The 13,332-nt window shown below is 61.1% G+C and carries 10 protein-coding genes; 4 read left to right on the top strand and 6 right to left on the bottom strand.

Annotated features, from left to right (window positions below):
- Positions 1 to 85: 85 nt before the first annotated feature.
- Both gshB and ACFQ95_RS11925 read right to left on the bottom strand, forming a co-directional pair.
- Complete coding sequence (gshB, locus tag ACFQ95_RS11930) at positions 86 to 1,048, bottom strand: glutathione synthase (protein ID WP_422831196.1); 963 nt, start codon at positions 1,046 to 1,048, stop codon at positions 86 to 88.
- A gap of 25 nt (positions 1,049 to 1,073) precedes the next feature.
- A complete protein-coding gene (locus ACFQ95_RS11925) occupies positions 1,074 to 2,276 on the bottom strand; it encodes a benzoate/H(+) symporter BenE family transporter (protein ID WP_422831195.1) in 1,203 nt (400 codons plus the stop codon).
- 193 nt (positions 2,277 to 2,469) lie between these two features.
- Here ACFQ95_RS11925 and nadC point away from each other — a divergent pair, with 193 nt between their 5' ends.
- From nadC to pabB, 3 genes are read left to right on the top strand one after another with little or no spacing between them, the layout of a single operon-like run.
- The gene (gene nadC, locus ACFQ95_RS11920; protein WP_422831194.1) at positions 2,470 to 3,360 is read left to right on the top strand and encodes a carboxylating nicotinate-nucleotide diphosphorylase; all 891 of its coding nucleotides are present in this window, start codon (positions 2,470 to 2,472) and stop codon (positions 3,358 to 3,360) included.
- 55 nt (positions 3,361 to 3,415) lie between these two features.
- A complete protein-coding gene (nadA, locus tag ACFQ95_RS11915; protein WP_422831192.1) occupies positions 3,416 to 4,534 on the top strand; it encodes a quinolinate synthase NadA in 1,119 nt (372 codons plus the stop codon).
- 9 nt (positions 4,535 to 4,543) lie between these two features.
- Positions 4,544 to 6,301 carry an aminodeoxychorismate synthase component I gene (pabB, locus tag ACFQ95_RS11910; RefSeq protein ID WP_422831190.1) on the top strand — a complete coding sequence of 586 codons (1,758 nt, stop codon included), beginning with the start codon at positions 4,544 to 4,546 and terminating at the stop codon, positions 6,299 to 6,301.
- Between the two features lie 3 nt (positions 6,302 to 6,304).
- Here pabB and ACFQ95_RS11905 read toward each other — a convergent pair whose 3' ends face one another.
- Complete coding sequence (locus ACFQ95_RS11905) at positions 6,305 to 8,173, bottom strand: potassium transporter Kup (RefSeq protein ID WP_422831188.1); 1,869 nt, start codon at positions 8,171 to 8,173, stop codon at positions 6,305 to 6,307.
- 176 nt (positions 8,174 to 8,349) lie between these two features.
- Here ACFQ95_RS11905 and ACFQ95_RS11900 point away from each other — a divergent pair, with 176 nt between their 5' ends.
- Positions 8,350 to 9,321 carry a class I SAM-dependent methyltransferase gene (locus ACFQ95_RS11900; RefSeq protein ID WP_422831186.1) on the top strand — a complete coding sequence of 324 codons (972 nt, stop codon included), beginning with the start codon at positions 8,350 to 8,352 and terminating at the stop codon, positions 9,319 to 9,321.
- 122 nt (positions 9,322 to 9,443) lie between these two features.
- On the opposite strand, the gene ACFQ95_RS11895 is transcribed toward ACFQ95_RS11900, so the two are convergent.
- The 3 genes from ACFQ95_RS11895 to ACFQ95_RS11885 form a co-directional block, all read right to left on the bottom strand.
- On the bottom strand, positions 9,444 to 10,544 hold the full coding sequence (locus tag ACFQ95_RS11895; protein ID WP_422831184.1) for a glycosyltransferase family 2 protein: 1,101 nt from the start codon (positions 10,542 to 10,544) through the stop codon (positions 9,444 to 9,446).
- A gap of 415 nt (positions 10,545 to 10,959) precedes the next feature.
- Positions 10,960 to 12,261: a glutamate--cysteine ligase gene (gene gshA / locus ACFQ95_RS11890; protein WP_422831183.1), complete on the bottom strand. Its 1,302-nt coding sequence runs from the start codon at positions 12,259 to 12,261 to the stop codon at positions 10,960 to 10,962.
- A 160-nt stretch (positions 12,262 to 12,421) separates the two neighbouring features.
- The gene (locus ACFQ95_RS11885) at positions 12,422 to 13,321 is read right to left on the bottom strand and encodes an amino acid ABC transporter substrate-binding protein (protein ID WP_422831181.1); all 900 of its coding nucleotides are present in this window, start codon (positions 13,319 to 13,321) and stop codon (positions 12,422 to 12,424) included.
- Positions 13,322 to 13,332 lie beyond the last annotated feature (11 nt).

Below are 13,332 nucleotides of genomic sequence, written 5' to 3'. Positions count from 1 at the left end.
CCCCACGGTGTGAAAACCGTGGGGCTTTTGTTTTGCTCTTGTATCTGTAGCTGTCTACGCTTGTGGAATAAGCGCTAGCGGCTTTTTACTTGGAGGCCAGAGCCTGCTCCAGCGCATCGATGAACAGCGCCGGTACATCACAACCTGTCTGGTCGTGGATCTCTTGAAAGCAGGTCGGGCTGGTGACGTTGATCTCGGTCACATAGTCGCCGATCACGTCCACACCGGCCAGCAACAAACCACGCGCCAACAAGATGGGGCCGAGGGCCTCGCCGATTTCGCGGTCACGCGCCGACAGTGCTTGCGCCACACCCTTGCCACCCGCGGCCAGGTTGCCGCGCACTTCGCCGCCTTGGGGAATACGCGCCAGGCAGAAGGGCACGGGCTTGCCGCCTATCACCAGCACACGTTTGTCGCCCTTGTCGATCTCGGGCAGAAACTTCTGCACCATCACACTTTCCTGGCCGTTCTTGTTCAGCGTCTCGATGATGCTGCCCAGGTTCAAGCCATCGGCCTTGACGCGGAAGATGCCCATGCCACCCATGCCGTCCAGCGGCTTCAGGATGATGTCTTGGTGCTCGGCGTGGAAGCGGCGAATGTCGTCGGCGCTGCGTGTCACCAGCGTGGGGCCGATGAACTGCGGAAACTCCATGATGGCCAGCTTCTCGGGGTGGTCGCGCAAGGCACGTGGCTTGTTGAACACCTTGGCGCCTTCGCGCTCGGCCTGCTCCAGCAGGTGCGTGGAGTAGAAGTATTCGGAATCAAACGGCGGGTCTTTGCGCATGATCACCGCGTCGAAATCTTTCAGCGCGCGGGTGGTGTTGCCGGTGAGTGCTGCGCTTTCGCTGAACCAATCGTTGGCGTCGCCGGTGAGGTGGATGTCGCGCACCTTGGCGCGCACCACGTCGCCACGCTGCCACAGCATGTGTTGTGGCTCGCAGGCACTGATGGTGTGGCCGCGGCGCTGGGCTTCGCGCATCATCGAGAAGGTGGTGTCCTTGTAGATCTTGAAGGACTCGAGCGGGTCGGCGACAAACAGAATATTCATAAACAAGCCAATGGGTTAAAGACGCTCAGGCCGCGTTGGACGCGGTTTTACCTCGGTACTGTTGCACAAAAAGCGCCAGCACGCCGGCCACCACTCCCCAAAAGGCCGAGCCTATACCGGCTATTACTACGCCGCTGAGCGTGACCAGAAAAGTGATGAGCGCGGCCTCGCGTGTGGATTCCTCGCGCACCGCCTGGGCCAGACCACTGCCAATCGTGCCCAGCAAAGCCAGCCCGGCAATCGCCGCCACCAGTTCTTTGGGAAAGGCCGTGAGCAGGCCCGTGACGGTGGCGCCAAAAATGCCAATGAGCACGTAGATCAAGCCACAGGCCACGGCGGCGCTGTAGCGCTTGTTGGTGTCTTCATGCGCCTCGCGGCCCATACAAATGGCGGCGGTGATGGCGCTGAGGTTCAGCGCAAACGCGCCAAACGGTGCCAGCAGCAAACCCGCCACACCGGTGAGTGTGATCACCTTGGAAATCGGAATGCCGTCGGGCCCGCCGTAACCCGCCGCCTGGATGGCCGCCACACCGGGCAGGTTTTGCGAGGCCATGGTCACGACAAACAAGGGCAGCGCCAGGCTGATGGCGGCGCTGATGCTGAATTCGGGCCAGATGAACACCGGCCGCGCCAACTCCAGCACGATGCTGCCGCTGGCCAACTGGCCGCGCAGTGCGACGTAGGCTATGCCCACCAGCAGCGTGGCCACCACGGCGTAACGTGGCGCCAGGCGTTTGCCCACCAGGTAGACCAGCAGCATCAACAGCACCAGCGGCAACGCGGTCTGCGCGGCGGTAAAGGCCTGCAGGCCAAACCGCGCCAACACTCCAGCCAAAAGCGCCGAGGCCAGCGCCACCGGAATGCGCCGCATGATGCGTTCAAACCAGCCGGTCACGCCGCAGAGCGTGATCAACGCCGCACACACGATGAACGCGCCCACGGCTTGCGCCATGTTGAAGCCGCCCGCCAGTCCTGCCGTGGCCAAAACCGCCGCTCCGGGGGTGGACCAGGCCACCATCACCGGCTTGCGCAGCCACAACGACGGCAGCGCCGAGCACAAGCCCATGCCCAGGCCCAAGGCCCACATCCAGGAGGTGATTTGTTCGGGCGTGGCCTGGAACGCCTGTGCCGCCTGGAACACGATGGCGACCGAACTGGTGAAGCCCACCAGCACCGCCACAAAGCCGGCGGTGAAGGCCGACAGATTGATGTCTCTGATAAATCGCATGGCCGCGATTGTGCCGTGGCAGGCTTTGTCTTGCCGGCCCACCAAGCCCGAGCGCTGCAGGGGTGGTTTTGGTTCTGGTGTCTAATGCAGGCCCTTGAGTCGCCCGATGGCTCATCGATGATGCACGATGAAGGCGTCAAGAGTAGAAACGCGATGAGCGGGGCCGAACAAGGCCGCAACGCTGTAAAAAAATATGACGCAGACAAACGTTTTTGATTTATCGGCCACCAGCGTGGCACAACTCGCCCAGGCCGATGCGGCCCGGGCCCTCGCAGAAGACATAGGCGCCGGCGACCTGACCGCCGCTCTGGTAGATCCCCAGCGCCGCGCCCACGCCAAGATACTGGCACGCGAAGCCGCTGTGTTGTGCGGCGCGCCCTGGGTGGAAGCCACCGTCCGCCAACTCGACCCCACGGCCCGCTTGCAATGGCACGTGCGTGAAGGCGAAACCTGCGCCGTCAACCAAGTGGTGCTGGAGATCGAAGGCAACGCGCGTGCACTGCTCAGCGCCGAGCGCACGGCGCTGAACTTCCTGCAACTGTTGAGCGCCGTGGCCAGCCGCACCGCGCTGCATGTGCAGGCGGTGCAAGGCACCAAGACGCAGATTGTCGACACGCGCAAAACCTTGCCCGGCCTGCGCTTGGCGCAAAAGTATGCCGTGCGCATGGGCGGTGGCACCAACCACCGTATTGGCCTGTTCGACGCAGTGCTGGTCAAGGAAAACCACATTGTCGCCGCCGGCGGCATCACCGCCGTGATGCGCCAGGTGGCGGCGTCTGCCGACATCACACAACGCGCCAGCTTTGTGGAGATTGAAGTCGAGACCCTGGCCGAGCTGGACGAAGCCCTGGCCGCAGGCGCCGACATGCTGCTGCTCGACAACATGCCGCTGCCCGATCTGTTTGAAGCCGTGCGCCGCAACGCATTACGCGGCGAACAACGTGCGGTGCTTGAAATCTCGGGCGGCGTCACGCTGGAGAGCCTGCCCGCGCTGGCGCAGACCGGTGTCGACCGCATCTCGGTGGGCGCCTTGACCAAAGATATCCAGGCGACCGATTTCTCTATGCGCTTCCAAGACCTTTAACCGCCCTTGTGATCGGCCGTTGGCCACACCGCTCTCGAACACTATGCAAGATCTGATGACTGTGGAATACGAGCAGCCGGACACCGTGCTCGTCACCGAAGAAACTGGCGCCACCTGCGCACCGCGCCACGCCTGGGCGCGTGTGCCGGTAGAGCCCAGCCAAGAGCAGCGTGTGGCGCTGAAGGCGCGCATCCGCCGCCTGCTGAAAGAGCAGAACGCCGTGATGGTGTCGCACTTCTACGTGCACCCCGACCTGCAAGACCTGGCCGAAGAAACCGGCGGTTTGGTCAGCGACTCGCTGGAGATGGCACGTTTTGGCCGCGACCACGCCGCACAGACGCTGGTGGTCTCGGGTGTGCGCTTTATGGGCGAGACGGCGAAGATTTTGTCGCCACACAAACGTATTTTGATGCCCGACCTTGGCGCCAATTGTTCACTCGACCTGGGTTGCCCCATAGACGCGTTTAATGCCTTCTGCGACGCCCACCCCGACCGCACCGTGGTGGTCTACGCCAACACCAGCGCCGAGGTGAAGGCCCGCGCCGACTGGCTCGTCACCTCCAGCTGCGCGCTGGACGTGGTCAACGCACTGAAGGCGCAGGGGCACAAGATTCTGTGGGCACCCGACAAACACCTGGGCGACTACATCCAGCGCGAAACCGGCGCCGACATGGTGTTCTGGCGCGGCTCGTGTATCGTGCACGACGAGTTCAAGGCCTTTGAACTCGAAGCCTTGAAGCTTGAGCACCCACACGCCAAAGTGCTGGTGCACCCCGAGTCGCCCGCCGACGTGGTGGCGCTGGCCGATGCCGTGGGCTCAACCTCGGCACTGCTCAAGGCCGCACGCGAGATGGATGCCAGCACCTTTATCGTGGCCACCGACAACGGCATGATGCACAAGCTGCGCAGCCTGAACCCCGGCAAAACCTTTATTGAAGCGCCCACCGCCGGCAACAGCGCCACTTGCAAAAGCTGCGCACATTGCCCGTGGATGGCCATGAACAGCCTGGCCGATGTGGCGCGTGTGCTGGAAACCGGCGCCAACGAAGTGTTGGTGAACCCAGACCTAGGCCTGCGTGCACGTGTGCCCATAGACCGCATGCTGGCCTTCACTGCGGCCCTGAAAAACGGCCAGCCCGTGGGGGCCCTGGTGCCGCACATCGGTGCCGCCTAAACTTCTGGCATGGACCCCATCCGCGCGCTGATCGACTTCAGCGACCCTCGCCAACCAAACGGCCCACGCCTGCGCCACGCCTTTGCGGCGCCGCGCCAGCATTTGGTGGCGCACACGCTGGCGGAGGTGCAGCCGGTGCTGGCCGCGGTGCAGGCCGCCGCCGAGCAGGGTCAGTGGTGTGTGGGTTATCTGCGCTACGAAGCCGCTCCGGCTTTTGATGCGGCGCTGCAGGTGCACCAGCCCGATGGGCCGTTGGCGTCGTTCATGGTGTTTGATGCGGCATTGCCCTGGCCCGAAGGCGTCGGCACAACCGCAGCAGACACCACGCGCATCGATTGGCAGAGCTTTTTGCCACGCAGTGCGTTCGATCAATCCATGGACATGCTGCTGCAGGCGATTGGCAACGGCGAGCTTTACCAGGTCAACTACACCGCTGCCATGTTTGGGCATTTCAGCGGCCAGCCGCTTGCCTTGTTTGATGCCCTGCAAAAGGCGCAGCCAGGTGGTTATGCCATGGCGCTCGATCACGGCGAGCACCACGTGTTGTCGGTCTCGCCCGAGCTGTTTTTCGATTGGCGTGGTGGTGAATTGCTCGCCCGCCCGATGAAGGGCACGGCCCCACGCAGCGACGACGCCAAGGAGGATGCTGCTCTGGCGGCACATCTGCGCGAGTCGCCCAAAGAACGTGCCGAAAACGTGATGATTGTCGACTTGCTGCGCAACGACATGTCGCGGGTGGCCCAGCCCTTCAGCGTCACCGTGCCCAAGCTGTTCCAGACCGAGGCGCTGCCCACGGTGTGGCAAATGACGTCCGACGTCGCCGCCCACACACGGCCTGGCTGTACCCTGGTGGATGTGTTTGCGGCGCTGTTTCCCTGTGGCTCCGTCACGGGTGCACCCAAGGTGCAAGCCATGCGCATGATCCACGAGCTGGAGCCCGCGCCGCGTGGTGTGTACTGCGGCGCGCTCGGCGTGGTGCGACCCGACGGGCCAGGTGGTTTTCGTGCGACCTTTAATGTGCCGATTCGCACCGTGAGCTTGCAGGGCGACACTGCGCGCTGCGGCATTGGCAGCGGCATCACGGCCGACGCCACGGCGGAAGGCGAGTGGCGCGAGTGGCAGAACAAACAAGCCTTTGTGCAGCGTGCAAGCGCATCATTCGCGCTGCTGGAAACGCTGGCCTTGGTGGATGGCGCGCTGCGCAATGGCCAAGCCCATTTGGCGCGGCTGGCGGCTGCCGCCGCGCACTTTGGCCGCCCATTCAACGACGCCCAGGTACGGCAGGCGCTGCAGGCCGTGCACCGGGTGGAAGGGGCTTGGCGCATTCGCTTGTTGCTCGATGCACAAGGCCACGCCACGGCCGAAGCATTTGCGCTGGAAGCTTCGCCCGCTGAAGTCAAACTGCAGCTGGCAGACCGGCCGCTGATCGAGGCCCACACCGAGTTTGTGCGCTTCAAAACCACGCGTCGCGCACACTACGACGCTTTTGCGCCCACGCAGCCCGGCGCCTTCGACACGCTGCTGTGGAACCCTGAGGGCGAAATCACCGAATGCACACGCGGCAATATCGCGCTGCTGCTCGATGGCCGCTGGGTCACACCACCCTTGCATTGCGGTTTGCTGGGCGGCGTGGGCCGTGCACAGGCCTTGTTGGAGGGGCGTGTTGTGGAGGCAGTGGTGACGCTGCAAGACCTGCCACGTGTGCAGGCCTTGGCGTTCGTCAACAGTTTGCGCGGCTGGATTACAGCCGAACTGCTGCCGGCCTAGAAACTAGATCTCGATCTTCGAGCCCAACTCGACCACAGAGTTGCTGGGCAGCATCAGGAAGTCGGCCGCTGCACCCGCATTGCGGTGCATCTGCGCAAACAGCTTTTCGCGCCACGGCGCCATGCCGCTGCCTATGGTGGGAATGACGGTGTCGCGTGACAGGAAGTAGCTGGTGGTCATGTGCTCCAGCTCGCAGCCCCGGCCCTTGATCTGCTCCAGCGCCTTGGGCACGTCGGGGTCGTTCTTGAAACCGTAGTGCAGCTTGACCTGCCAGCAGTCGTGGCCCAGGGCCTCGATTTCCAGGCGTTTGTCCATGCCTATCCAGGGCACCTCGTGGTTGCGTACCGTGACAAACAAGTTGTGCTCGTGCAGCACCTTGTTGTGCTTGAGGTTGTGCAGCAGGGCATTCGGCACCGTGCCGGCTTCGCTGGTCAGAAACACCGCCGTGCCCTCAACCCGTGCGGGCGGGCTGACGAAGACCGCTTCCAGAAAACTCGGCAGGTCTAGCGCGTCGGAACGCAGCTTTTCGTTCACCAGCTGGCGGCCTTGTTTCCAGGTGATCATCAGCATGAAGATCACGCCGCCTATGAGCAACGGGAACCAGCCGCCGTCAAACAGCTTCATCAAATTGGAGGCAAAGAATGCAAAGTCCACCAGGAAGAACCATCCTGTCGCCAGCAGGCACAGCCACAGCGGGTAGTTCCAGCGAAAGCGCACCACGTAGAACGTGAGTATGGTGGTGATTAGCATGTCGGTGCACACCGCAATGCCATACGCCGAGGCCAGGTTGCTCGACGACTTGAACATCACCACCGCCAGCACAATCGCCGTGAACAGCGCCCAGTTGACGAATGGAATGTAGATTTGCCCGGCTTCTTTGACGTTGGTGTGCTGGATGTTCAGGCGCGGCAGATAGCCCAGTTGCACCACCTGTTTGGTCACGCTGAAGGCGCCGGTGATCAAGGCCTGCGAAGCAATCACCGCCGCCAGGGTGGCCAGCAGCACCAGCGGCACCAGCGCCCAGTCGGGTGCCATCATGTAGAACGGGTTCTTCACGGCTTCGGGGGTGCGCAACAGCAGTGCGCCCTGGCCAAAGTAGTTCATGGTCAACGCCGGCATGGCCACGGAGAACCACGCCAGCCGAATGGGTTTTTTACCAAAATGCCCCATGTCGGCGTAGAGCGCTTCCGCGCCCGTGACACACAACACAATCGCGCCGAGGATGATGAAGGTGGTGCCCGGGTTGTTAAACATGAAACCCAGGGCGTAGTGCGGGCTCAAGGCCCACAGGATCTCTGGGTTGTGCGCGATGTGGCTCACGCCCAGCAAGGCAATGGTGCAGAACCACAGCAGCGTGATCGGGCCGAAAAACTTGCCGATACCGGCCGTGCCGTGTTTTTGCACCGCAAACAAACCAAACAACACGGCCAGGGTCATAGGGATCACGGCTTTGTGAAAAGCCGGTGAAATCACCTCCAGGCCTTCCACCGCAGACAGCACCGAAATTGCCGGTGTGATGACCCCATCGCCATAAAACAGCGAAGTGCCAAAGATGCCCACCAGCAGCAAACGCCTGCGCAGAACCGGGCGGTCTTTGACCGCTTGCGAGGCCAGCGCCAGCATGGCGATCAGTCCGCCCTCGCCGTTGTTGTCGGCGCGCAGCACCAGCACCACGTATTTCAGCGAAACAATGACCGTGAGTGTCCAGAAGAACAGGGACAACACGCCATAGACGTTTTCAGGGGTGAACGGCACATGGCCGGAGCCAAAGACTTCTTTGACCGCGTACAGCACGCTGGTACCGATGTCGCCGTAGACGACACCAATGGCGCCCAGGGTCAGAGCCGCAAGCGAAGATTTTGAGTTTTGCACAAACAGATCCCGACGGGCGGCTCCGCCGGCGCCGAAGGGCTTCGAGTAACTGGAAGGCGTGTATTTTGCGCTTTGGGTTCTCTCGTGCAAACTGCGCAACCACATGAAGCACCGAAACCCTGGGCGGTGTTGCACCGCAGCAACTGATTGGTGTTAAAGCGTCTGGATGCGCTTCAGTGTGGACCAACACGGCCGCCGTGTTGGATTGCACCCAAGACCAGTTCTTTGACGTGGTTCATGCGGCCTTGAGGGGATGTTGTAACTTCATACAAAAAGTCTGCCGATCCAAACTTGAGAAAGTCAGAATGGCCATGACTGCACGGACCTGCAGTTTGCCTGTCCGTATGGTTTCAAATGAGGCTTTGCTGCTTATGGCTCCCGTGTTTTTGATTCTGCTCGGCGCGGCCGCCGTCGTGATTCCACTAGTGGTGGTGCTCTTTGTCATGTACCACAAACTTTCGCTGGGCACTTCGCTATTGCGAGAGCAGATCACGCGGGAAACCACAAACGTGGCCAGCAATGTGTTTGCTCAGCTCGAGGCGCTGTTGTATTTGCAGCAGGAACTGAAGCTCTCACACGCCTTGCCACCGACGCGCGGCTGGGCTGCCTCTCCCGACTTTCTGCGCAACGTCTGCAGCCATACGCTGGCGCAGCGGCCAGCTAGCGTGGTGGAGTGCAGTAGCGGTATCAGCACCTTAGTCCTGGCGCGCTGCATGCAACTCAACGGCCAAGGCCATGTCCACAGCTTGGAGCACGACCCGGAATTTGCCGAAAAAACCAGGCAACTGCTGCGCTTGCATGGACTGGAGAGTTGGGCCACCGTATGTGACGCGCCGCTGAAACCCCTGGTTTTGCCAAGTTGGACCGGCCAGTGGTATTCGTATGAGGTTTTGCCCGCCAAGCTGGCCATTGAACTGATGGTGATAGACGGACCACCATGGTTTGTGGCCGAGTTGGCGCGTTATCCGGCGATACCCGCTTTGTATGAGCGGATGCAGGCCAATTCAGCCGTGTTTTTGGACGATGCTGATCGCCCAGGCGAGAAGGAGCTGGTGCGCCGCTGGGAGGCCGAGTTTCCCGCACTACAAAAGATGTTGGTGCCGATCTGCGAAAAAGGCTGTGTAGCGCTCAAAAAAACGGGAAGTTAGCTGTTGCAGGTCTGATTCGTTGCCGCCGAGTGACGCTCACAGCCGCAGAGTCGGTGAATCGAACGTTCTGCCCAAGCTAAAAAAGGGGCGGTGCACATTTGTCCTGTGCACCTTTGTAAAACTCAGCGGTTGACGCTTGGTTTGGCAGAAGAGCCCCAGGTGTAGACCGAGGTCACGGCGTAGTTCCATACCGCCCCGACCAAAATGCCCGAAAGCGCGGCCAGAATCCAGCCGCCGTTGTAGCCATAAAGGTAATTGGCAATGCCCACATTGGCAAACGCCCCCAGTCCGCAGGCCAGGACAAACGAGGCCAGGCCGCGCAGCCAGGCCGCGCCTTTGAGCTGGCGGTCCTTGTAGGTGATGACGTTGTTCAATGCAAAGTTGAAAACCATCGCGGCTGCGGTGGCCAAGGTTTGCGCTGCCACGAATTCGAGTTGCGCACCTTTGAACATGGCGGCCAGGACCGCGAAATGCACACCCAGGCCCAAACCGCCGATCATGGCAAACGAAAAAAAGCGTACCGGAACGATGTGGCCCACCATTTTGTCCAGCAACAACATGACGTAGTCCAAGGCCACTTGGTTATCGAGCTTGCTCTCTCCAGCAAAACGATTCTTGAAAACAAAGGGAATTTCTTTAAAGCGCAAAGGCTTTGGGGCAGAGGCGAACAAATCCACCAGGATTTTGAATCCCAAACCTGACAGGTGTCGCGTGCACTGCAGAAACACATCGCGGCGCATCATGAAAAAGCCGCTCATGGGGTCATGCAGTTCAGACGGCACGACCAAATGGCTTAACCGGGTGGCAAATTGGCTGATTTGCGCGCGGGTTTTGCCCCACTCTCCAATTGCACCGCCCGCAACGTAACGGCTCCCGACCACAATATCCAGTGGTTCGGCCTGGAGTGTGCGCAGCATTTGCGGGAGTATGGTTTCGTCATGCTGAAGGTCGGCGTCCATCACGGCCACATAAGTGGCGCTGCTGGACAAAATGCCTTCGATGCAAGCAGAGGTCAGGCCGCGTCGGCCGATACGCTGGATGCAGCGCACCCTGGAGTCGTGCTGGGCCAATTTCCGAATGGCTTCGGTGGTGCCGTCTGGAGAGTCGTCATCCACAAAGATGACTTCCCAGTGCACGTCTTGCAGGCTGGCGGAGATGCGCCGCACCAGTTCCCCGACGTTTTCTCGTTCCTTGAACGTGGGAACGATGATCGACAGATCCAAGGGCCGCCACAGTGTTTCGGGGCCTCTGACATCAGTTTGATTACCCAACACAACCCACCCTTAAGCTAATTGCAACAAATTGAATCATATATTCGATGGGGCTTTTGAAAGTTCCGCACACCGCTGAAATGATTCTTGAATCGCGACTTTTGCCGAATAAATCGATTATTCGGGATTTGTTCTCAAATAATATGAATCTCGCGCTTTTTTGGCTGGGCAGCCAATATCTGCAAACCGAACGGCGGGGTCCGCAAAATGTGGATCTACCACGGCCAGATGAAAGCTGGCTTCAGGGGGGGGAGGGTAGAGGACTCGCCCCATACCTCATGGTGGGTGCGGGGCAGGTGTGCCCGGAGTGCGCGGTTTGAGAGCGCGGCTTGCGCGGCAGCGCCGCTGCCGCTCCAAGCCCTGAGGATCAGTCGTAGACCTCAGCGTCCGGGTCCGTGGCTTCCATCTCGTAACTGGCCGCCACCATGGCCAAACGCGCGATCACGCCGTACATGTAGAAACGATTCGGAGCACTGGCGCCCGGGTGCATGCCCGATTGCGGCAACAGCGAGCTTTCGGCGAAAGCCAGCGGCACGTAGCGTGAGCCGGGGATGTTCAGGTCTTCGTCGGTGCCGCGGTCGGCGTGGATGCGGTAGAAGCCGCCGACCACATAACGGTCCATGGTGTAGACCACAGGCTCGGCCACGGCGTCATGCACACGCTCGTTGGTCAGCACGCCTTCCTGGATGATCACATCGTGCACTGGAGGCAGGCCGTCTTTGCTGCCTTTTGCCTTGGTTTTGCTTTTGCGGCCCAAGGTTTCCAGATCCTTGACGTCACGCACCGTCATGATGCCCATGCCGTCGGTGGCGTCGTCGGCCTTGACGATGACAAACGGCTTCTCGTTGATGCCGTATTCCTTGTATTTGCGCCGTACCTTGGTCAACAGCGCGTCGACGTTGGCGGTCAGGCATTCCATGCCGGTGCCGTCGGCGAAGTTGACCTCGCCACACTTGTTGAACATGGGATTGATCAACCAGGGGTCTATGCCCAGCAGCTTGCCAAAACGCTTGGAGATTTCTTCGTAGATGCGAAAGTGGGTGCTTTTGCGCCGCACCGACCAGCCGGCGTGCAGCGGTGGCAGCAGGTATTGCTCGTGCAGGTCTTCCAGAATGCCCGGCGGGCCGGCCGATAAATCGTTGTTCAGCAGTATGGTGCAGGGGTCGAAATCTTTCAGCCCTAGGCGGCGCTTGCTGCGGATCACCGGCTCCAGCACGATGCGGTCGCCGTTGGGCAAGGCGATAGGCGTGGACTCCTTGATGTCCGGGCTGATGGAGCCCACCCGCACGTTCAGCCCAGCCATGTGGAAGATGCGCTGCAGTTGCGCCACGCTGCTCAGGTAGAAGGTGTTCTGCGTCTGATGGCTCTCGGGGATGAGCAGCAGGTTCTTCGCCTCAGGGCAGATCTTTTCAATCGCCGCCATGGCCGATTGCACGGCCAGCGGCAGCAGTTGCGGCGTGAGGTGGTTCCAGCCGCGCGGGAACAGGCTGGTGTCGACCGGGGCCAGCTTGAAGCCCGCGTTGCGAATGTCCACGGCGCCGTAGAACGGCGGGGTGTGCTCCATCCATTCCAGGCGAAACCAGCGTTCGATGGCCGGCATGGAGTCGAGCACACGTTGCTCAAGCTCGTTGATGGGCCCGGTCAGGGCGGTAACAAGATGGGGGACCATGCGGTGTTCTGGGCGGGATGGGGGAAGAGGTGATTCTAGGACCCAGGGGGACGAATCACCACGATAGCGTTGTTATCTGGGGCCACCCTGCCCATTCGACAAGGGTGTGCTCGCCGAAAAATAAGTCACCCGGCACCCGGAGCCGGGAATCTTGCCAACCTTAGAACGCGTCGACCTTGTCGCTCGGGAACTTGAACGAGTCCTTGAGCAGGTAGGGCATGGGCAGCGCCAGGTTGATGCCCTTGGGGGCGATAGGCTGCTGGAACCACTTGGTGTACAGCCCGGTGATTTCACCGCTGAGGATGACGCGGCGCATCTCCTGGTCCACCAGCTTCTTGAAGGCCGGCTCGTTCGGCGGCAGCATGATGGCATAGGGCTCCATGCTCATGGGTTTACCAGCCAGGGTGTAATCGGCCGGGTTGGCGGCATTGGCGCGCAGGCCGGAGAGCAGCACGTCGTCCATGGCAAACGCAGCGGCCTTGCCATCGACCACGGTCTGGAAGGCCTGTGCGTGATCGGGCGCCTCTAGCAATGTGAGCTTCAGTCCGCGTTCGTCACTGGCGCGGCGCACCAGGCTCACGGCCGTTGTGCCCTTGGTGGTGACCACACTTTTACCGGCCAGCTGGTCGATGCTCTGCACCTGGGCATTGCTGCGCACCAACAGGCGTACCGACGAGATGAAGTGCGCAATGGTGAAGTCCACCGTTTTGCGCCGTTCGGCATTGTTGGTGGTGGAGCCGCATTCCAGTTGTGCCTTGCTACTGGTCATGGCCTCCATGCGTGTGCCGGGCGTGACCAGCAGGTAGTTGACTTCCAGCTTGTCCAGCTTCAAGTCGCGCCGCAGTGCGTCCACCACCTTCAGGCACAGGTCCATGGAATAACCAATCGGCTTCTGCTGGGCATCGAGGTAGGAGAACGGAATCGACGCATCGCGGTAGGCCAGTGTGATGCTGCCGCTGCTGCGTATTTTGTCCAGCAGATCGGCTTGCGCCGGCAGTGCCGACAACATGGCGCCGGTGAGGGCCGTCAAAGTACCCAGTTTGCACAAAATGCTTTGCATGACGGCCCTGT

The organism is Variovorax sp. HJSM1_2 (assembly GCF_049316285.1).
Classification (GTDB): domain Bacteria; phylum Pseudomonadota; class Gammaproteobacteria; order Burkholderiales; family Burkholderiaceae_C; genus Rhodoferax_B.
The sequence above is the reverse complement of the archived record's forward strand: the minus strand, read 5'-3'. Positions and strand labels throughout refer to the sequence as shown.

What these genes read in the sequence shown, in the direction of transcription:
- nadC (WP_422831194.1), top strand. Translation starts at nt 2,470, where the DNA reads ATGACGCAGACAAACGTTTTTGATTTATCGGCCACCAGCGTGGCACAA.
- ACFQ95_RS11925 (WP_422831195.1), bottom strand. Translation starts at nt 2,276, where the DNA reads ATGCGATTTATCAGAGACATCAATCTGTCGGCCTTCACCGCCGGCTTT.
- gshA (WP_422831183.1), bottom strand. Translation starts at nt 12,261, where the DNA reads ATGGTCCCCCATCTTGTTACCGCCCTGACCGGGCCCATCAACGAGCTT.
- ACFQ95_RS11885 (WP_422831181.1), bottom strand. Translation starts at nt 13,321, where the DNA reads ATGCAAAGCATTTTGTGCAAACTGGGTACTTTGACGGCCCTCACCGGC.
- gshB (WP_422831196.1), bottom strand. Translation starts at nt 1,048, where the DNA reads ATGAATATTCTGTTTGTCGCCGACCCGCTCGAGTCCTTCAAGATCTAC.
- pabB (WP_422831190.1), top strand. Translation starts at nt 4,544, where the DNA reads ATGGACCCCATCCGCGCGCTGATCGACTTCAGCGACCCTCGCCAACCA.
- nadA (WP_422831192.1), top strand. Translation starts at nt 3,416, where the DNA reads ATGACTGTGGAATACGAGCAGCCGGACACCGTGCTCGTCACCGAAGAA.